The organism is Ureibacillus massiliensis 4400831 = CIP 108448 = CCUG 49529 (assembly GCF_000772965.1).
Lineage (GTDB): Bacteria > Bacillota > Bacilli > Bacillales_A > Planococcaceae > Ureibacillus > Ureibacillus massiliensis.
Window position 1 is genome coordinate 12,807 of the sequence record NZ_JPVQ01000013.1, and the last position, 19,845, is coordinate 32,651.

The 19,845-nt window shown below is 32.6% G+C and carries 17 protein-coding genes; 11 read left to right on the top strand and 6 right to left on the bottom strand.

Features of this window, described 5'->3' with window-relative positions; translation table 11 throughout:
• Window positions 1-156: 156 nt before the first annotated feature.
• The 3 genes from CD30_RS08690 to CD30_RS08700 are packed head-to-tail and all read left to right on the top strand — an operon-like array spanning window position 157 to window position 5,294.
• Window positions 157-1,419, top strand: a complete 1,263-nt coding sequence (locus CD30_RS08690; protein WP_036175396.1) for a hypothetical protein — start codon at window positions 157-159, stop codon at window positions 1,417-1,419.
• On the top strand, window positions 1,403-3,454 hold the full coding sequence (locus CD30_RS19455) for an McrB family protein (RefSeq protein WP_052126113.1): 2,052 nt from the start codon (window positions 1,403-1,405) through the stop codon (window positions 3,452-3,454). Before CD30_RS08690 ends, CD30_RS19455 begins: the two co-directional genes overlap by 17 nt.
• Entirely contained in the window at window positions 3,438-5,294 is a 1,857-nt protein-coding gene (locus CD30_RS08700) for a hypothetical protein (RefSeq protein WP_036175398.1), read from the top strand. The genes CD30_RS19455 and CD30_RS08700 overlap by 17 nt, the downstream gene beginning before the upstream one ends.
• Before the next feature lie 55 nt (window positions 5,295-5,349).
• Here the strand turns inward: CD30_RS08700 and CD30_RS08705 are convergent, their stop codons facing one another.
• The 4 genes from CD30_RS08705 to CD30_RS08720 form a co-directional block, all read right to left on the bottom strand.
• A complete protein-coding gene (locus CD30_RS08705; RefSeq protein WP_036175400.1) occupies window positions 5,350-5,667 on the bottom strand; it encodes a DUF3427 domain-containing protein in 318 nt (105 codons plus the stop codon).
• Window positions 5,627-5,842 carry a hypothetical protein gene (locus CD30_RS08710; protein WP_036175402.1) on the bottom strand — a complete coding sequence of 72 codons (216 nt, stop codon included), beginning with the start codon at window positions 5,840-5,842 and terminating at the stop codon, window positions 5,627-5,629. Before CD30_RS08710 ends, CD30_RS08705 begins: the two co-directional genes overlap by 41 nt.
• Before the next feature lie 86 nt (window positions 5,843-5,928).
• Window positions 5,929-8,811 carry a DUF3427 domain-containing protein gene (locus CD30_RS08715; RefSeq protein ID WP_036175405.1) on the bottom strand — a complete coding sequence of 961 codons (2,883 nt, stop codon included), beginning with the start codon at window positions 8,809-8,811 and terminating at the stop codon, window positions 5,929-5,931.
• Between the two features lie 7 nt (window positions 8,812-8,818).
• Window positions 8,819-9,229, bottom strand: a complete 411-nt coding sequence (locus tag CD30_RS08720; protein ID WP_036175408.1) for a (deoxy)nucleoside triphosphate pyrophosphohydrolase — start codon at window positions 9,227-9,229, stop codon at window positions 8,819-8,821.
• Between the two features lie 183 nt (window positions 9,230-9,412).
• On the opposite strand from CD30_RS08720, the gene CD30_RS08725 reads away from it, so the two are divergent.
• The 8 genes from CD30_RS08725 to CD30_RS08760 all read left to right on the top strand — a co-directional run bounded on the left by CD30_RS08725 (window position 9,413) and on the right by CD30_RS08760 (window position 17,375).
• Window positions 9,413-9,646 (top strand): hypothetical protein, encoded by a 234-nt coding sequence (locus tag CD30_RS08725; protein WP_036175411.1) that lies wholly within the window; start codon window positions 9,413-9,415, stop codon window positions 9,644-9,646.
• A 272-nt stretch (window positions 9,647-9,918) separates the two neighbouring features.
• Window positions 9,919-11,004, top strand: a complete 1,086-nt coding sequence (locus CD30_RS08730; protein WP_036175414.1) for a tetratricopeptide repeat protein — start codon at window positions 9,919-9,921, stop codon at window positions 11,002-11,004.
• A 339-nt stretch (window positions 11,005-11,343) separates the two neighbouring features.
• The gene (locus tag CD30_RS08735; RefSeq protein WP_036175417.1) at window positions 11,344-12,675 is read left to right on the top strand and encodes a M20/M25/M40 family metallo-hydrolase; all 1,332 of its coding nucleotides are present in this window, start codon (window positions 11,344-11,346) and stop codon (window positions 12,673-12,675) included.
• A gap of 264 nt (window positions 12,676-12,939) precedes the next feature.
• Window positions 12,940-13,545 (top strand): hypothetical protein, encoded by a 606-nt coding sequence (locus tag CD30_RS08740; protein WP_036175420.1) that lies wholly within the window; start codon window positions 12,940-12,942, stop codon window positions 13,543-13,545.
• Window positions 13,546-13,555: 10 nt separating this feature from the next.
• Window positions 13,556-14,029, top strand: a complete 474-nt coding sequence (locus tag CD30_RS19460; RefSeq protein WP_052126114.1) for a protein-export chaperone SecB — start codon at window positions 13,556-13,558, stop codon at window positions 14,027-14,029.
• 10 nt (window positions 14,030-14,039) lie between these two features.
• The gene (locus CD30_RS08750) at window positions 14,040-14,747 is read left to right on the top strand and encodes a hypothetical protein (protein WP_036175423.1); all 708 of its coding nucleotides are present in this window, start codon (window positions 14,040-14,042) and stop codon (window positions 14,745-14,747) included.
• Window positions 14,748-15,176: 429 nt separating this feature from the next.
• Window positions 15,177-15,863 (top strand): GntR family transcriptional regulator, encoded by a 687-nt coding sequence (locus tag CD30_RS08755; RefSeq protein WP_036175426.1) that lies wholly within the window; start codon window positions 15,177-15,179, stop codon window positions 15,861-15,863.
• Between the two features lie 321 nt (window positions 15,864-16,184).
• The gene (locus CD30_RS08760; protein WP_052126115.1) at window positions 16,185-17,375 is read left to right on the top strand and encodes an aminotransferase-like domain-containing protein; all 1,191 of its coding nucleotides are present in this window, start codon (window positions 16,185-16,187) and stop codon (window positions 17,373-17,375) included.
• Window positions 17,376-17,699: 324 nt separating this feature from the next.
• Here the strand turns inward: CD30_RS08760 and gltS are convergent, their stop codons facing one another.
• On the bottom strand, window positions 17,700-18,884 hold the full coding sequence (gene gltS, locus CD30_RS08765) for a sodium/glutamate symporter (protein WP_036175428.1): 1,185 nt from the start codon (window positions 18,882-18,884) through the stop codon (window positions 17,700-17,702).
• 6 nt (window positions 18,885-18,890) lie between these two features.
• A complete protein-coding gene (hutG, locus tag CD30_RS08770; protein ID WP_036175431.1) occupies window positions 18,891-19,823 on the bottom strand; it encodes a formimidoylglutamase in 933 nt (310 codons plus the stop codon).
• Window positions 19,824-19,845 lie beyond the last annotated feature (22 nt).

Below are 19,845 nucleotides of genomic sequence, written 5' to 3' on the forward strand. Positions count from 1 at the left end.
TAAATAAGTGGTCTGTAATGATATGAGCTTTTAAAGGGTTTTTAGATATGTATCAAAACAACAATAAGTGAATAATGATTTTTAATGTAAATTGCTTACAATTTCTTAGGATGATATCCTGGAAATGAAGACATGCAAATAAGGAGGAGGCAATTTTTGAATGAATTTGATTGGTTCTTATCCATATTAGAAAAACAGGATATGGCAACTATAGCGAGTAGATTCAATGTGCAGATACAAGGATTTGATAAAAATATTCAAAATGCACCTGTAATAAGGTTAAGAAATGCTATTAAAGAATATCTAAACAATGGTCTATTACGCAAGAAAAAAAGAGCATTAAATTATCAGCAAATGCTTAACACAATTGCTGATGAATTGAATTTAAAGAGTAATACATTAGAGGAATTTATTATGCAAATAGAACTAGATAACGAAATTAGGCCGTATCAAGCGTTTGCATATCTATACATTAATTTTCAAAAGATCTTTGAAGAAAAGAAAGATCTTTTGAAGGGAAATATGGAGAATAATGATTTTATATTCAAAGGTTTAATAGAGGAACGAACAACAAAAGATAAAATTCAATCTCTAATAAATACACAATTAGGTAAAGATGAAATATACAGAAATTTAAAGAGCTATGAAAATCTATTAGAAAAAGGGGAATTAAAAAATGATTATTACTTATTTAGAGAAAAAATAAAAGGTGATGTAGAGATTCTTTTCAAAGAATTAATTAAATGTCCAAAAGAAAAGCTCCTCTTGGTACTATTTGCTTTTATTATTGAAAATGAAAACTATATTAATCCCGAGTATTACTATATTCTCAAAGAAGTAAAATATAGTTTCGAAAATTTAAAATATAAAAGGGAAGCATCGGAAAAAGAGAAGATAATAGAAAATAATAAGATGCTACAATTAGAAAATGATGAGTTGATAACCTATAAAAATAGGTTTATTTCATTAAAAGAAGATAATGATAATTTGAAAATTAAAATTTCATTATTACAGAGTAATATTAAACTTTTAGAAGAAGAACAAAATACTTTAAAATTAGCAAGTAAAAATTCTGAGATATTAAGTACATTAATAAACAATTTAATAAAAGAAAAAAATTTCTTAATCATTACAAGTGAAATTGCTGAATTTAAAAATACTCCATTAGATGTATATGTGAGAGAAATAAAAGATTTTACTGAAGATAAAAAAATAAAGAATTTACAACCATATAGGGATAAAATTTTATTCTTTACTAGAGTATCCTTTGAGACTAGAGAATGGGGAAAGATTAAAATTTATTTAGAAAAGAATAAGTTGAAATATTATGAACTAGGTCATTTTGATATTGCGTCGTATATGGCAGAAATAATTCAATTTATATATAGAGAGGAGTTAGAATATGAGTTTGAATACTAAACCTGGCGAAGAGGTTCTCACAGAAAAGGAAAAGCGAAAAATAGAAGATTGTTATATTTTAGGTAAATTAGCTGAAGATAGTTATAGTCTACCGACATTGGGAAGAGATCTTGGTCGTTCTGTAAGTTTAACTGACTTTTCAGGGCCAGATAAAGTTGTGTTTTATATTAAAAGTCTTTCTACTGAACCACTCTTATTAGGTGAAAGATTAGGTAAGACATCAAGTGATGTTTATGTTACATTTGATAACCGAAACAGAAGATATTTACAGAGATTTGAATATATGGATTTAAGTGATGAAGAAAAAGTAGATTTTATTCGTAACCACTTTGAAGGAAAACTTATATTATTTAAACCTAAAATTACGTATGAAAGAAATAGAGATAAATATCACTACAATTTAGAAATAGTAATGGTGGAACCAGATGAAGATATGGGGGTTTTAAGTTATATACCTATCCCATCTATCAAACAAGGTATCACTCACAACAGATTTGAGAAGTTTCTGTTAGATGAAAAGCCATTAGAATTAACAATGTACAATCATGAATTGGATATTCCTCAATTTATTGTGTGTGATAAGTATCTATATCAAATTGGTGATGATGCACTAGAAAAATACCAAGCGCGTGAAACTCTCTATATTTGTAGAAAACCAGAAGAAATTAGAAGAATTCCACTACCTGAAAATTGGTCATTTGAGTACGCTAGAGCTCTATATAATGATATTCAATTTATCTCTACGAATCATAAAATGGAATTATTAAATGAATTTGATGAAAAGGGAGAATTAATTGTAGATTCTTATAAACAAAGTGAAAAGATAGAGGTTAAAAAGATAAGTGAAAATAATGATGATTTTAGTAGCACTCCTGAAAGTTTCGATAACCATAATGCAATAATATCTGAAAGTAAGTTTATAGAATGGATTGAGTTTTTGGCCCAAAAACGAGGCTTAATTTACGAATTCAATGACATTATTAATTTTCACACTTCATTAAAAACCGCTAACTTCTCCATACTAGGTGGAATGAGTGGAACAGGAAAAAGTGAACTCGCTCGACTATATGCTGATGCACTGGGTCTAAAAGAAGGAGATAATTTACTTTTTGTACCTGTTAGTCCGTCGTATACAGAACCATCAGATGTGCTGGGTTTTTTAAACCCTCAAACAGGTATATTCTTAGAGAGTGAAGTAGGTCTGGTTAATTTTATACTTGAGGCTGAGAGAAATCCTAAAAAAATGCACATGGTTGTATTTGATGAAATGAATCTAGGGCAAGTAGAACATTATTTCAGTCCATTTATCTCTCTACTAGAAGGTAAAAAGGAAGAAAGAAAACTAAAACTCTTTGGCCCAAAAAACATTACACATCAGCCTGAATTGAGAGAAATTTCAATTGGATCGAATTTGTTATTTGTTGGAACAGCTAATTTCGATGAAACAACACGTGATTTTTCAAATAGAATGCTAGATAGAAGTAATGTTATTTTACTAGAAAAGAAAAATTTTATAGATTCAAAACGGGAAGAAGAGGAAGCATCAAAGGACATAGATGAATATCAAAGTAAAACAAAAAATGAATTGCATGAAATAGGAGGAATTAGTGCGGAAAACTTTTTAAGTTGGATTAAGGAACCTCTGGGATTAAGAGCTTTAGATGATTCCGAGTTATTAATACTAGATAAGATCCATGAGGAAATTAGTAACTTTGACAGCCAGACTGGAGTAAGTTTCAGAATTGTGAAAAGTATTGGTCATTATCTGGATAATATACCAAAAGATGAAGATGGTAATGATTTGTTATCTCGCGAAATGGCATTTGATTACCAAATTAAACAACGAATCCTAACAAAAGTACGTGGACATAGAGAGCAGATAGAATCTTTAGTAGGTTGGATAGATGAAGAAGAAAATTATAAAAATGGTAAACTAGGAAACATCCTAACAGAAGAAGAAAATAAATTTGCAATTTCACGTAAATATCTTAAACAAAAAAGTAAAGAGTTGATGAGAAATGGTTTTACATTATAATGGAACCAAACTTCCTTTTTGTGTAAAATTCGCATACTCACTTGCAGATAATGTTGAAATTACCCAAGTATGGAAATATGAACAGATACCCAACAACTCTGAATTTATTACTATTAAAGAAAATTGGAAAATAGGATTACAATTTTATGTTGTTGATGAAGAATCCTGGGATAGTGAGTCTTACATTGAAATTCAAACTTCTCTATTCGATGAAGCAGATAACCAAACTACATTGTCATATAAATTGACAACTGATGATAATGAAATTCAATGGATATATAGTGATATAAATGAAGGGGTATATCCATGGAGAATGGGAAGTTATTTAATAGATATATATTACAAAGGTGAAAAGTATACAACAGCCATAAAAGTTGCACCAACTCATTTAAATAGTAAACAAATAGAACAAATACACTCATACTTACAGGGGGTAGCAGAAGGAATAATTTATGATTATGTATTAAGTAATCAATCCTACTCTCAAATAACTTCTGAAGAACTAAAAACAAAATGGTTTTATGAATACGCAAGATTCATTACCGATACTCAAAATTTGATAGTATATGCTTTGTCTAAAATAGAGAAAAATCCCTACACCCAAATAACAAACGAATATAAGCAGTCAAAACAAATAGGCAAGATTGGAATTAAGAGCGTTAAGTGGGAACTAATGAATGGTTATTCAGATAGTGGTAAGTACTTTAATAAAGTTAAGAGTAACGTTTACAATACTTTGGAAAATAAATGGATAAAATATGTTGTATATAATTGGAAAAGTGAAATTTCTAAAGCTTTAACCCTAATAAGAAGAAATCATCAAATTTTACAAGAGGAAACACTTACACTTGAGCAGAAGCGTAGAGAATTAGAGTCAGAAAAAAATAGACTCAATAAAAAGTGGAATATCGCAAAAACTGTTATTCTTAATTTAAATAGTCAAATATTGATTAAAGAAAAAGAAATTAAAGAAAAGATGGGTATTTTAAACCAACATGAAAGATGGATTAATTCTTTAGATTCAATTAAAAATAGAATGGTTCATTTATTAGCTAATAGCTTTTTAAGTGATATTCAGATTGGACAAAAGAAACCTCTTTTAAAACAAAATGTTTATTTTTTATTAGATGAACTTTATCAGGAGAGCAAGAAAATTAAAGAGAATGAGGGAAATAAAAAGCGATTAATTAAAATTTATAAACCTACGTGGCTGATATTTGAATATTATTGTCTTTTCACTACTCTCAATATTCTCAAAGAGTTAGGTTTTGATTCGACAGAAGGTTTTCATCCACAAATGCTTGATCAGTTTTATGAAAATAAAATCCCTAGTGGACATAAATTTACACTTGAAAATAGTAATTCCATAATTCATGTATGGTATGACAAATATCATGCTCATTCAAATAATGAGGCGTCCGAAAAAGGAGAACTATTCTTTACAAACTTATTGAAAAAGAGACCAGATATAAAAATGGATGTTTATAAAAAGGTTGATAATGGGGATCTGTTATTCAAAGATAGCATAGTAATTGATGCAAAATTCAGAAAGCTCCAAAGCATTTATAGTAAAGATTATGTAAAAGATACATTTGATCAATTAATATCTTATAACCAGTTCTTTTATAGTGGAGAGAATAGAATGTATAATAGTCGTGGCTCTATTGTCAATCGTGTAATCTGTCTGTATGCAAGTGAAGATGGGACTGCAGTGAAACAAGTGGAACAACCTATAACATTTATTAAATTATTTCCTGAAATAAAAGATGAATCTGTCATTGAGGTTGGAAAAAAAGAATTAAAAGAAGAGTTTATTGAATGGTTGGATGGTGTAATCTAAGCTATAAAAAGAAGAGGACTGTTTCCATAATTCCCCGGAAAACAGTCCCTTTCTCTTATTCATACACTAAATAATGGTAAATATCATACTGCACAGGCTGCTCTAACACCAAATTCATCATAACTACTGAAAGATCTTTACCTTTTCCATCCGGCATCATTTCGTTTTTCGCACTATCTTCTGCAATTTCAACTTCCTCTAAATAATAGAAGTTGCTACCTTTACCGTCATCTTTTTTCGTAAACAAGTGGATTTTTAGTCCAGAATCTTTATAAGGTAGAATTGTTTTTACTTCATTCGAATCTAGTGTTAAACAGTTACGAGTGAACCATCTAAATAGTTTTTGATTTCTCTTTAAAAATGACCCGGCCATCTTCCCAAGTATCTTTTGTTATGACAATTGTGTAGATAAAATCTGCACATTCTAAAATTACTTTTTCTTTATCCCATAAAGCAATTTTTAAATCAATGTCTATATTTCGTTCCTTATCTCTTAGTACAACAAGGCTATTTTGTGATAAATCATGCCAACTTATCGTTTTATCCATCATAACCATCCTTTCTTAAAAGGAAAAAATTCATTCTATGAAATTATCTAGAGACGGATAGCTAAATTACATACAGCTCCGTATTACTATTCCTCCACCAAATAATGATAAACATCATACTGCACAGGTTGTTCTAAAACCATATTCATTGTTACAACCTTATGTTCACCATCTTCGTCTACCAATTTCTCATTTGTTGCTGTTTGGCTATCAACAGTAACTGGGCCAAGATAGTAGAAATCTTTACCTTCTCCGTTATGTTTCTTAACAAATAAATGTACTGTAATTCCTTTTTCAGCCGAATGAATGATAAGGGAGATATCTTTAGCGTCCACTGTACGTTTTTTAGTAGAGCACCATTGGAATAAGTCATTTGATAAAAACTCATCTAAATATTTAGCAGTAGTATCATCATTTTTGTGATAATTTACAAAGATAGGACAAACATTATCTTTAACTCTTCCCCCATTAAGCGTACCTTCTTCGTTCTTAGTGTAATTAAGTAGTCTACAAGCATCTTTTCTGGAGTACTTTTCATATAGTGTCATAGCTTTTGTTTTATCATATTTTGCATTCTTGATGTACGCGCATTTTATAATATCCTCGATATATCCTCTGAAATTAGAGTCCCGAAGACTTTCTTGGATTTCCTCATTGAATTGATAGTTTCCATTAACGTTTTCAATAATTGGTTTAAATCCATACTTTTTAATATCAGTTTGAACGAAGAATTGTAATGAAAAGATATTTTCAACTGATGTAATTGTATCCTCATCTACATAAGTACCGAAATCTTGAAGCTTTTGAATGTAATCCTCTTTATTAATAGAATCATTATTTAACATCGATTCAATTAATATTATTTCATGAATTCTTTTCCCGTTTAAAAATTCCTTGGAAACCATAGTTATTATTGATTGTTCGTAATCAGTAAGTGACGGAATATCCTCGTTTATTTTTAATAGAAACTTGTAGTAATTATCCGCGTATCCAATAATTACTTCTGGATCTAGCGAGTTTTGAGTCATGAAATCATGTAGTGTAGGGATTCTACCTAAACGATTTTTCACTTCTGTATAAGCTTCTTTCAATGTCTTCAAAGTTGATAAATTAGTATTGTTAATTGCATCGAAAATTCGTTTCTTTGCAATTTCTTCAAAGTTAATAGTAGAAACGCCGCTAATATAATCCGTATTTACTGTTCTACGGCGAACATTATCTTTATTCATTGATTGGTCCCCAGATAATGCAATTGGGATTAAATAATTGTTTTTATAGTTTCCTATAAAATCGATGATCGTTACATAATCTTTTGAATCATGCTTTCGTAACCCACGTCCAAGTTGTTGAATGAAGATGATGCTCGATTGTGTTTGGCGAAGCATGACAATTTGGTTTAAGAAGGGGATATCAATACCTTCGTTAAATATATCAACTGTTAGAATATACTGAAGTTCTCCATTCTCCAATTTCCGTATTGCATCTTCACGTTCTTCCTGTGAACTATCACCTGTTAAAGCAATTGTTCGAAGTCCTTCACGATTTAAAGCGGTAGAAAGTTCATATGTTTCATCTTTTCGACTACAGAAAATTAAGCCTTTAACTTGATCACCTGAATGTCCATAATAGTTAATTTTTTCAATAATATGATGAACACGTTCATAAGAAACGAGATTTCTTAATTCAGTAGCATCATCTATTAGTTCGCCATCTTTTTCATAATCTAAAACTCCAAAGTAATGGAAAGGGCAGAGCATATCCTCTTCAAGTGCTGCTTGCAAACGGATTTCATAGGCAATATTGTAATCGAATAATTCATAGATATTGAAGCTGTCTGTACGTTCAGGTGTTGCAGTCATACCTAATAGAAACTTTGGTGTGAAGTAGTTTATTACTTTTAGGTAAGAATCTGCACCAGCTTTATGGACTTCATCTATTAAGATGTAATCAAATTGATCTTCTGCAAATTGTTGAAGATAGTTATCTTTTGAAACAGTTTGTATTGTTGCAAACAAATATTTCGCATTGACTTCCTTTGAATTTCCAGAAAGGATGCCGAAATCTTCTTCATGCCCTCCGAGAATTTTTCTATAATCCTGCATAGCTTTCTTCAAAATTTGTTCGCGGTGAACGATAAACAACATCTTTTTCGGTCCAAAGTTACGAACATCAAAGGCAGACAAATATGTTTTCCCGGTACCAGTCGCGGAAATAATTAAACCTTTTTCTGCACCAGTTGCACGAAGTTCTTTTAATTGTTCTAAAGCGACAGACTGCATTTTATTTGGTTTGATAGATAGACTTTCAGCTAGTGAATTGGTTAAATACTTTGTATTAAGCTCTAGTGCATTTGAAGAAACAGTATTTACAAAAGGTTGTAACACGTGAACTTGCTTGTAATCAGCAATCCATTCCTCTGTTAAAACAATCCCTTCATCCCAAGCAGTTTCAAATTGGTTTTTAAAATGTTGGATGATTTCGCCGTTCTCTAATGAGGTTAAAAAGACATTCCACTCATAGTTTGCTTTAAGTGCACTATCTGTTAGATTCGAACTACCTACAATAAGGGAATAATAGTCTTCGTGTTCAAAAATATAACCCTTAGCATGGAAGCCCTTCTCTCCAGTTAGTCGGACTTCAACGTTATCTAACTTCAATAGCTCTTTAAACATTTTAGGTTGATTAAAGTTTAAAAATGTTGAAGTCAAAATACGCCCTTTAACGCCTTTTTGTTTCAAATCATAGAGCATTGTTTTTAGTGTAGCTAGTCCACCTTCAGTAATAAAGGCAACAGAAAAGTAAAATGTCTTACAAGTTTTTAATTCTTGAAGTAATGTCGATAAGACGGATTCATGGTGTTTGTTTGTAAGTAATTTGGGTTTAAATGTTGCAGAAACTGGTTTGTTTTGATCAATAAATCCCTTATGTAAGGAGTTCTCAATTTTCTGGATCAGTTGCTGTTGATTCATTTAATAATCACCATTTCTTCAAATTATTTTGGTTTGCAATTTTTTCTACCGCAGGAATATCCGCAGGCGCAAAGTCCAATTTAGTAATCTCCTCACGCGACACCCATTTCGCCTCAGCATGCTCCAGAGCAACTGGCTCTCCATCAACAAGTTTAGCCATATACGTTTCAAGGCGAACAGTCACTTTTTCGTATTCATAAGTCGTATCTTCAACTTTAGCTCCAACTTCTATCGAGCAGTTGAACTCTTCTTTAATTTCGCGAGCTAGTGCCCGTTCAGGAGTCTCTCCATCTTCAATTTTCCCACCTGGAAACTCCCAATAGTTTGGTAGAGACATCTCAGGACCTCTTAGTGCACAGAAGATTTCATTCTTTTCATTTTCAATAATTGCGCCAACAACGTGGACTGTTTTTTTCAATGTAAAACCACCTTTACTTTATATTACCTTATTTCGACAAATGATATTAAATATTCTAACTAATTGATTATAATTATACTAAAGGAAAAGTTCCTCTTTAAACAATGAAGGGAATTGCTCTATTGATGTTGGTTTAAAGGACATGTTATCGCGGTATAAGAATATATAAAGGTGTGTTATTTAATGGGAAAAAGTGATCTTAATTTTAAAGATAGCAAGTTTTTCAAATCAAATCCGAAAGACCATAAGATAAAAATTAAATATAATGAAAACAAACAATACCTAAAAGTAGAAGTTCCTCTAGAAAATTTGAAAGAAGAAAATCTAACATTATCGGAAGATGGAAAATATTATTTGCTATACATAAAACCAACATTAACACTCCCGGATAAGCCAGATATCCAATTTGAGTTTTGATTTTAAGCTTGCTATTGAAAAAGAAACGCATGATCAGAAGAAAGTAAAACTCGAAGAAATAGTAAGAAAAGCTTTTATTGAAGGGGATATGTTTAGAAGTTATTACAATCAAAATAGTGATGGAAGAATGAGAGGGGTTTATTATGGGAGTTCTTTTTGACATCATTTATCAATATAGAAATACAAATGAAGAGAGAATCAATAACTCAAATAATTTATGGCTTTTAGTACATTAAAGGGTGTGTAACTTATAATAGCCAAAGGAGGCTTCCATGAACAAAGATCTCGAAAAATTCAAACGTGCGTATGAACGGTTATGTAAACAGTTCAATATTGAACCAAATGAAGCTCAACATCCATTTCAAGAGGTTATGAGTGAACTTGAAGTGGCGTCGAAAGAAAGTGATGCGAAGCAAGCCGAAGAGAGGATGCGAAGATTACAGCGTTCGAAGCAGGAGTATTTCAGAAAAGTGGACCCGCAAAGTCGACCTTTACGTGAACGGATTTTTCTCCATGATTCACGAACTCAGGATAGACCAATCATTGAGAAAAAGCGCAAAGAACTAGAACAGCAATTTCGCGAGATTTTAAGAACTGAGCCGAATAATGCTGTTGTCCGCTACCGTTATGGATATTTTCTTATGGAAGAGATGAACTTTTCCCGAGCCATCCGTTATTTTGAAGAGGCGTTACGAGTACATAACAAGCGCAATTGTACAGTTCCCTTAGAAGAGGCGCAAAAGGTGAAAGCCCATATGTATATTGGTTTTTGTGGTGGGCAGTTGCTGAAAGAGAGTTTGGATCAGTTAGGGCAGATTGAGGTGGATTTTGAGTCATTTGATACTGAGGGGCGAACGATGACAAAAGCTTTACTAATGGTAATGAATGAGCGCGAGCAATATTATGCCATTGTGAATGGAGAAAAACGGGCTATCTCCTTAACGGAATATTTGCGATACAAAGAAGTTTTAGAAGAGGATTGTTTGTTCATTAGTGAAGTAGAAGGTGCGACATTTATTAAATTAGGCGAGTGGAGAACGAAAGACTTTCCATCTGCGTTATCGAGGCTAATCCATGTCATTATGCAGGAAATAACTAGTGATGGCTATGTAACGGTTGAAAGGCTGCAGGAGTTGTTGGATGGTCGAAATACAGCTGATTCAATAAGAAGAAACATTGATCGCATTCACGAACAATGCAAGGTTCTTAAAGATGAACATGATATTGAATTATTTAAATTAGACCGTTCCAACCCAGAAGCCCCAAAAGTAAAGCTTGTCCTCGAAAATTATATATACGTCTATCGGGAAACTGAAAAATTTGATTTTACCCAATTAAATATTGATGAAGAAGAATAACAGGTTAGCAGCAAACGAGTGAAGGTTTGCTGTTTTTTTTGCATTAGGTAAAGTATTTATCTTACTTTGCGTTTGCCAACATTCAGGCGAGTTCTAATAATTTTTGAATTTTGGCTAATAAGTCCTGTAGATTGTCTGATAACTCTATGATTTTGACTAATAAGTCCCGTAGATTGTCCGATAACTCTATAATTTTGTCTAATAACAGCCGTGGGGATCGCGGAATTTTCAATAAGTAATTCTATACCGTCGTTGGACAAAGTTGTCCGGCGCACCATGCTATAACTTTCATATACCGTTAAACAAAGCGGACACAATAGTTGAAGGAGCGGATTGTTTATGAACAAAACATCAATTATCGAATTAATGATGCGTTACGGAATTATGGTAGAGGCAAATGAAATTGGCATTAATTGCACGGATTCAAACAAAGATAATCAACAACACTTTGTAAAAGTGACTGAAATGTTACATCAACAAGGCATCGATCTAAATGATGAAATGGTGGAAGCGGAGTTTATTAACATACTAGAAGAACTTTATGAGTCAACAGGAGAAAATTTATTTTCACCAGAAACTCTTGCCATCCACACAATAGACATTTATGTGCGTGGATTAGTGATGCAGCTGAATCGCCTACTTTGTACGACTACAAATAGCTGTGATGGACATGATCGTCGCAGAGCGCATATTTATTTTGCAACAGTTAGAGAGGCAAGAAGAGCAAAACTTTTTTTAGAACATGTAGGTTTATCATGTCGTATGGGCAATTATGAACTGAAGTTTCAACCAAACCGCTATGAACTACCGAAGTTCGCTACTGCTTTATCCAAATTAACAATCGCAGAGGCTGAAGAGATTGTGACAGAGAACAGTCCATTACTGGTAGAGGAAAAGTACTACGCATTATTAGAAGAATTACTTTCGATTTATGGTGTTAGTGGGGAAGAAGGGGAGATTCGTGATACTGTTGTACATTCCTTAAGACCACACGTTGACCACCTTGAAGTTGACCATTACGGCAATGTGCTGGCACAAATAAAAAAAGGAAATGGGCCAACGATTTTAATCAATGCCCATTTGGATACCGTTCATGATTTTGTAGAAGGCCGTGAAATTTTAAAAAACGGTAATATTTGTTCATCAAGTGAAGGTGTTTTAGGAGCGGATGATAGAGCGGGAGTATGTGTTGCATTGGCAGTTGCAAAAACACTTCATAAGACGAATTTCAATGGGACAATTAAGTTTATTTTCACAGTGGAAGAAGAAATCGGTTTGCGTGGTGCAAAACAAGTAGCGAAATCATTTTTATGGGATGTGGATATGGCATTTGTCATTGATCGTCGTGGCACGGGTGATATCGTAACATCTTGCGGGGGCTACCTTCCTTTCTGTTCAGATGAGTTTGCAAGAGAAGTGGAAAGCATTGGTCGCATCATGCAATGGGGACGTTGGCAAACGGTCGCTGGTGGTAGTAGCGATACACGTATTTGGGCAGAGCAAGGCATCAACAGCGTCAATTTATCAGCTGGTTACAATAACGAACACACATCTGATGAATTCTTGATACCTGAGGCAAATTACGAAACATATGAATTTGTCATGCTGCTCATAGAAAAGAGCAGAAGATTAACGGAAAGAAGCTTGAAACGAAGAAGAAATCAACTTTAAGTACTAAATCGGGAAGTAATAAAATATAAGGAAACTTTATAAACCTACGAAAAATAGAAAATAGTGATAATAAGTCGAAAAACCACAATTACAAGTAATACGAAATAAATCAGATTATCAAGTAATTTAGGGAATTATAAATAGATTTAAACAAATATACCAAAAGCATCATATAACACGTATGCCTCTCATAAATTTTGGAGATGATAGTTAGAAATAGTTTACTAAAATAATCCAAATATGGTATTATGGGAGGGCGATAATTTGTTAAAGGGAGTTGTGATTATGAAAAATATTAATATTCAAAAACAAAATTCTTTAATCTATTCCCACTTAACAATTAACCAGCAACAGTATGACAACAATGAAGACCATGTTAAGTTAATTCAATTTCGTTTAAATTTGTTTAAAGAAGTAGTTGAAACTGGAATTATAAAAGTGAAAAATTATCTACTTCAATATATTAAACAGAATAAAAATAATTATAAAGAGAATAATGAGTTGCTTCATATCGTACAAGATTTCTTACGTTCAGAAGAAGAGTTTAAAATTCATGGTATTTCTACATTGAACAAAATTTCAAATGAGATTGAACTAAAGAATGTTAATATTGATATTTATAAAGAACTAACAAGAATCATAAATAACCATATTAAAATTGCAAATGAACTAATAAATAAAGAAATTGATTTACTAAGAGTAGAATACATTTCAAATTATATTCGAGAAATTGGCACTTATATAGGACTAGATCTTAATGTTGAAAAAATACCTGGTCTAAAAAATATTGAAATCACTTTAAATGTTAAGAAAAAAGAAACTCTTATAATTAAAGATTTATATTATCTCCATAAAAAGGATATTGCATAGGTGAGATTTTATGAATAATGAAAAATACAATAAACTCATAGAAAAAATATCCCTTGATAAAATCGAGTTAAATTCTTTGAACTGTGCACAAAACGAAAATTTCAATGAAAAGGGAAACTTAGATATTGTACTAAATCATGATATTATTAACACCATAGTACATGGTGTGGAACTTTCGACATTAATTTCTTTTAAAATATTAGCTGTAAATAATAATGAAATAGAAATAGAGAATAATAAATCTTTAAATAAAGATAGCATATTGTTTAAAATTGAATTTATTTTAAATTTAGAATATTCCCTTCAAATCGAGAGTGAAGAAGATTTTTTAGTAGATTATAAAAAAGAAATCGAGACGTTTGTTGAAAATAATGTACCTTTCAATGCTTGGCCGTATGCAAGAGAAATTGTTAGTTCAATAACGACTAGAATGGGATTTCCAGCTTTAATTATGCCAACATATAAACTTATTCCAAAGTATTAGGTGTGTTCGAATGTCTTTAACATTTCATGAAAGTAAAAATATTAGTAATCAACATTTAGTTACCGCAATTGTTGATGAAATAAAACAATATCCTAAACTATTTTTATGGATTGCTAGACTCTTTTCAATATATAAAAAGAATCCTAATAATATACTATCTGAAATTTATGAGCAGGCAAAATCATTTCTATCGTTGGAAAAAAATTTGACTGAGGAAAAAATTGAATATCTTGCAGGAAAATTGAAGAGTATCTATGAGTTAGTACCAGATAAATTCAGTGACACTCGTTCAAAAATTTTAGAAAGTGTAACTTATTATTTTGGACCTGTAACCAAAGGGTTAAAACATGAAAAGTGTTTTGTTGAACCGGTCATTAAAGATAATAATTTGATTGTTGGAAATTCAGAAATAAAATGTGACCTTGTTTATTATTATAATGATTTTAACCCTTTAGAATTCGTTGAATGCAAAGCAGATATTGGGAATGTAATACCGAAAACATACGCTTTTGAAAAAGCAAAGAAAAGCCATCAAGATAAGTTAAAGTATTTAGAGTGCGCTTATCAATATCTAACAAAAAGATATTGCGAACCAAAGATATATTTTGCATGTTACAATATGAATTATGCAGAAGAATTAAATAACCTTCAAAATAATTGGGGCTTTAACTATATAAATTTTGTCAATCCTGTTGAAATATTAAATGGGAAGATATAAGTTATTTAAAAAAATTTATGAATTTATCATGCTGCTCATAGAAAAGAGCAGAAGATTAACGGAAAGAAGCTTGAAACGAAGAAACCGGGCTGAAGTAGTTATAACGAGAAATAAAATGTTAGGATAATATTTCTTTAATTTCATAACCTTAAAAAGCCGGCAGATAATACTTAGTTGCTGGCTTTTCTAATAATTACCAACCACCTCCCAAATGCTTAAAGTCAAGAAACCCCCGAACTCTAAAGAATCCCATCTTTTTAGATTTTATAATATGTGATATACAAGCAGGCTCTTACTCCCATGAGAGTTGAAAAATATAACATACCTGTGATGATTTGATAAAATATATTTATATATGAAAGGTTTCTAATATAACTTTTCCATAGTTTCGTATAATTAGGGTAGTATTTAAGAGAGGATGAGCCAAAAATGGATCAGTTAGAGTTCCAGAAGAAAGTAAAGGAGAATCCCTTCGGAGTTTTAGGAGATTTGGTGTATGACTATTTGTTTGAAAAAATTATTACGATGCAAATCTTTCCTGGCGCAAGACTTCATGAGGCTCAAATTGCAAACGAATTGGGCATTAGTCGATCTCCTATTCGTGCTGCGATTGACCGACTTATTGAAGAAAAATTAGTTCTAAAGCAATCAAGTAAATACCCTTACATAGCTCCAGTGACACCAGAAGACTGGATTCAAATGACGCATGCGCGGATAATCATCGAAAGTAAAGCGGGTTACTTCGCTGCACAAAACATAGATGATAGTACATTAGAACGTTTAAAAACGTTAGCTGCTCAATATGATGCGATATGTGAAACACCTGATTTAAAGGGGTTCGAGCAATGTGATCATGACTTCCACCAAACCATTGTCAATGCTTGTGGAAATCCTTATATCATTGAAATGTATAATACAATCGATTATCGAGTGCTACGGTATCGTTATAATTTAAGGCATCGTATCCCAATCGAACAACTACAAGGCATTATTCAAAAAAGCTCCAAATCCCATTGGACCCTGATTTTTCTATTAGAAAAAGGACTTAGTATGTTAGTTAGAGATGAAATAGAAACCCATTTAGATGTAATGAGAGATATCTTTGCAAAATGGTAGTTTAGTAGAACTTACGGAACCACAAGTTTCGTAAGTTTTTTGCATTTAAGGAGCCCATATCATTGAAAACCTCTAAAAATGTTTATAGTTCAAGACCAAAAAATAGGAAAAGAAATGAAAATGTTCAAATTTTAATACTTTTGAAGAGTGGAAATCAAATAAATGTCCATATATTGACACCTTTTTTTATCGGTGATTATAATTCTTTTACAGTTAACTGAATTTTCATGCTATTTTTATGTTGTGTGAATATGATAACCTGTAATCTTTATAGGGTAAAGGGTACTTATATTTTAAATTAAAATTATGGGGAGTGTAGATATGTACAGCTTTTCTAATCGTATGAATGAAGTTTCGGCAAGAGCGGTTCGTGAGATTTTAAAACTGACGGCCGATCCAAACGTGATTGCTTTTAGTGCTGGTAGTCCTGCAAATGAAGCTTTTCCGATTGAAACTATTCAAGAAATCATGAATGAAGCTATGGAAAAAAACGGAACTAAAGTTTTGCAATATGGTATTACAGAAGGATTAGATTTATTACGTGAAGCTTATTTAAATCATCTTGCAGTTCCTAAAGGATTGAGTGTAAGTATAGATAATATTATGACCACTACTGGAGCTACACAGGGGATTCATTTAGCATGTGATGTTTTCTTAGACCCAGGAGATGTTGTTTTAGTAGAGTCTCCATCATTTTTAAGTACGTTAATGCTTTTTAAGAAGTATTTTGTAAAATGTATCCCATTAGAAATGGATGAAGATGGTATTATGATCGAAGATTTAGAAGAGAAAATTCGATTACATCAACCAAAAATGCTTTATACCATACCAACATTTCAAAATCCAACAGGGAAAACATTGCCAGAGGAAAGAAGAAAGAAGATTGCAGAACTTGCCTCTGAAAACAATGTCATTGTTTTAGAAGATGACCCATATGGTGACCTCCGTTACAGAGGAGAAGAAATTTCACCTATTAAAAAGTTTGATCAAAGTGGACATGTTATTTTAATCAATAGCTTTTCAAAAATTATTTCCCCAGGTTTACGTGTAGGAGCAATTGTAGCGGATGAGAAAATTTTAGGAAAAATGACCGTTTCAAAACAATTTGCGGATACACATACAACCACGCTGGCTCAATATGTATGTGCAGAATTTTTAAACCGTAATCTTCTCCCTGAACATTTAATATCAATCCGTCAATTGTATAAGGAAAGAATGGAAACGATGTTAAATTGGATGGAAGTTTATTTTCCAAAGGGCACCAACTATACAAAACCGGATGGTGGATTATTTATTTGGGCAGAATTGCCGGGCGAATGTAATACACAGGAATTATTGAAAAAAGCAGTAGCCGATTATCAAGTCGCTTTTGTTCCAGGCGCTCCATATTATATAAATCCACAAGATGGGCGCAACTTCATGCGTCTAAATTTTTCGGCAAATACTCCGGAAAAAATTCAAGAAGGTATGAAACGTTTAAGTGATTTATTTTCTGAAAATCATAAGTTTTAAGAGGTTTAATTGTACTTTAAATAAAGGAAGAATTATATGAATCGTGAACATTGGGACTCCCGATACCATATCACATCCGCATGCTCAAATGCAGTAGCACTCTTTTCAACAATCTCGGAACATCTAGAGGAGCGTAAAGCTTCTCTCCACTTGGATTTGGGCAATTCCTAGACAATACCGAGGATGACAGCTACTTCCTTCTAAATAAACGACTTCAATTATATGTAATATGTAGTATAAAGAAATAAGTCACTACACGAAAAAAAAACGCAAACCCAATTACTCAAGGATTTGCGTTTTTAAAGTCCTTTTTTAACACGTCAACTAATTAAACAAATTAATAGTCGTAATAATAATCGGCATCCCGAATACGTCAATCAAGAAGGCACCCACGATTGGCACGACGAGGTAGGCTTTACGAGATGGGCCAAATTTGTCTACAGCTGCTGCCATGTTGGCCATCGCGTTTGGTGTAGCACCTAGACCGTGACCAAGGAAACCGGACACCATAATCGCTGCATCGTAGTTTTTCCCAAGTGCGCGAAAAAGAATAAACATCGCAAATAATACGATAAAGATAACTTGAGCTAATACGATTACTAGTAATGGTAAAGCTAAGCCTGCAATTTCCCATAACTTAATGCTCATTAATGCCATTGATAAGAAAATACCAAGGGAAATATCACCGATTAGGCTGATTTCTTTCATATTAATTGCTTGCGGTTTGATGCGATCAACAATGTTACGTACAATAACAGCTACGAACATAGCACCAACATAACCTGGTAATGCGAAGCTTGTTAAATTAGAAAACAGTTCTCCCACAAATGTCCCAGCAGCCATACAGAAAGTAATTAAAAATACTTGTAACATAAATGATTTTTCAGTCACTGGACGTTCGTCTTTTTCAACATACTCTTCAGTTTCATCGGTTGATGGCTTTAAATTAAATTTACGAACTAAATATTGTACGACTGGTCCACCGACTAGTCCTCCAGCAACTAAACCGCATGTGGCAGCAGCCATACCAACTGATAGGGCAGAAGAGACACCGAAGCCTTCAATTGTTTCTCCGTAAGCAGCAGCGGCACCATGTCCACCTTCCATAGAAACCGCCCCTGTCATTACACCAAGTAATGGATGAAGACCAAGTACTTGAGCTAATGAAACACCAATGACATTTTGCATTAACGCTAAAAATCCACATGCTATCCAGTAGATAATTAGTAATTTGCCCCCTAATTTAACAAGTTTAAAACTTGCTCCAAGACCAACAGTCGTAAAGAACGTAATCATGAAAATAGACTGTAATGAAGTATCTAATGTAAATTCAATTATCCCAAAACTTTTTAAAGCCGTTGCAATAATCGCAAATAATAACCCTCCAACTACAGGTGCTGGAATACAGTATCGATTTAAAAAATTGACCCTTTTTACTAAAAATGAACCGATTAAAAATAATGTAACAGCTAAACATAATGTTGTAATCTGATTTAATTCCATATATATCCCCCTTTAATTATTTATATACTGCATTACAACCTCATTTATAAAGTAAGCTCCTAATTTTGTAGTTTGATTGTTTACATCCAATGAAGGGTTGATTTCACATATACTAAAGCTTACTGTTTTTTTTGACGAAACCATTTTACGTAAAATTTCACGTACCTTTATTGCAGATAAACCAAACGGTGAGGGTGCACTAACCCCAGGTGCTTCCGCTGCACTTAAAACATCCATACAAAGGGTAACGAGTAAAACATCATGTGTCCTCATAAAGTGATCTAGCGCTTCAGTAAACTTAACGGAATTCAATTGCTCATCTAAAAAGTATTGGACCTTATAATGATCCGCGGTATTAAATAATGCAGTGGTGTTTCCATACTGTTGGATACCGCACACGAAATAGTTCGTATTGGGATCCTCATCTAAAATTTGCCTGAACATTGTCCCTGATGAGGTTTGCTTGTCATATTCTCGTAAATCAAAATGCGCATCAATATTTAATAAACCAATTGAAGCTTCTGGACCTACTGCTTTTCGTACACCTAAATACTGGCCATATAGCGTTTCATGTCCGCCTCCAAGGATAATGGCTTTTCCGTATTTTAAAATATCGGAAACTTTATCACCTAGCTCTTGTTGAGCACTCTTCAAATCATGACCTTCACAAATGACATTTCCAAAATCTATTAGTGATTTATCATTGGTATGATGACGCCACGGTAGTGATGCTAGTTGTTTTCGTATTGCAAAGGGTGCTTCTTTTGCACCTGTTCGACCTTGGTTGCGCCTTACTCCTTCATCACAAGCAAAACCGATTAATACTATCGAATCTTGCTCCATTGTCGTAGTTGTTTTAACAACCTGGTGATAACGAAAGTAAGTATGATCTGTTTTATGATCGATTCGACCTTGCCAAATCTCTGAATCTGCTTTTCTATACATAGAGGTCACCTTCTGAAAACTG

Excerpts from the sequence above, each read along its gene's own strand:
- CD30_RS08700 (WP_036175398.1), top strand. The coding sequence starts at position 3,438 with ATGGTTTTACATTATAATGGAACCAAACTTCCTTTTTGTGTAAAATTC.
- CD30_RS08715 (WP_036175405.1), bottom strand. The coding sequence starts at position 8,811 with ATGAATCAACAGCAACTGATCCAGAAAATTGAGAACTCCTTACATAAG.
- CD30_RS08750 (WP_036175423.1), top strand. The coding sequence starts at position 14,040 with ATGTCTTTAACATTTCATGAAAGTAAAAATATTAGTAATCAACATTTA.
- CD30_RS08760 (WP_052126115.1), top strand. The coding sequence starts at position 16,185 with ATGTACAGCTTTTCTAATCGTATGAATGAAGTTTCGGCAAGAGCGGTT.
- CD30_RS08705 (WP_036175400.1), bottom strand. The coding sequence starts at position 5,667 with ATGGCCGGGTCATTTTTAAAGAGAAATCAAAAACTATTTAGATGGTTC.
- hutG (WP_036175431.1), bottom strand. The coding sequence starts at position 19,823 with ATGTATAGAAAAGCAGATTCAGAGATTTGGCAAGGTCGAATCGATCAT.
- CD30_RS19455 (WP_052126113.1), top strand. The coding sequence starts at position 1,403 with ATGAGTTTGAATACTAAACCTGGCGAAGAGGTTCTCACAGAAAAGGAA.
- CD30_RS08735 (WP_036175417.1), top strand. The coding sequence starts at position 11,344 with ATGAACAAAACATCAATTATCGAATTAATGATGCGTTACGGAATTATG.
- CD30_RS08725 (WP_036175411.1), top strand. The coding sequence starts at position 9,413 with ATGGGAAAAAGTGATCTTAATTTTAAAGATAGCAAGTTTTTCAAATCA.
- CD30_RS08755 (WP_036175426.1), top strand. The coding sequence starts at position 15,177 with ATGGATCAGTTAGAGTTCCAGAAGAAAGTAAAGGAGAATCCCTTCGGA.
- CD30_RS08710 (WP_036175402.1), bottom strand. The coding sequence starts at position 5,842 with ATGGATAAAACGATAAGTTGGCATGATTTATCACAAAATAGCCTTGTT.
- CD30_RS19460 (WP_052126114.1), top strand. The coding sequence starts at position 13,556 with ATGAATAATGAAAAATACAATAAACTCATAGAAAAAATATCCCTTGAT.
- CD30_RS08730 (WP_036175414.1), top strand. The coding sequence starts at position 9,919 with ATGAACAAAGATCTCGAAAAATTCAAACGTGCGTATGAACGGTTATGT.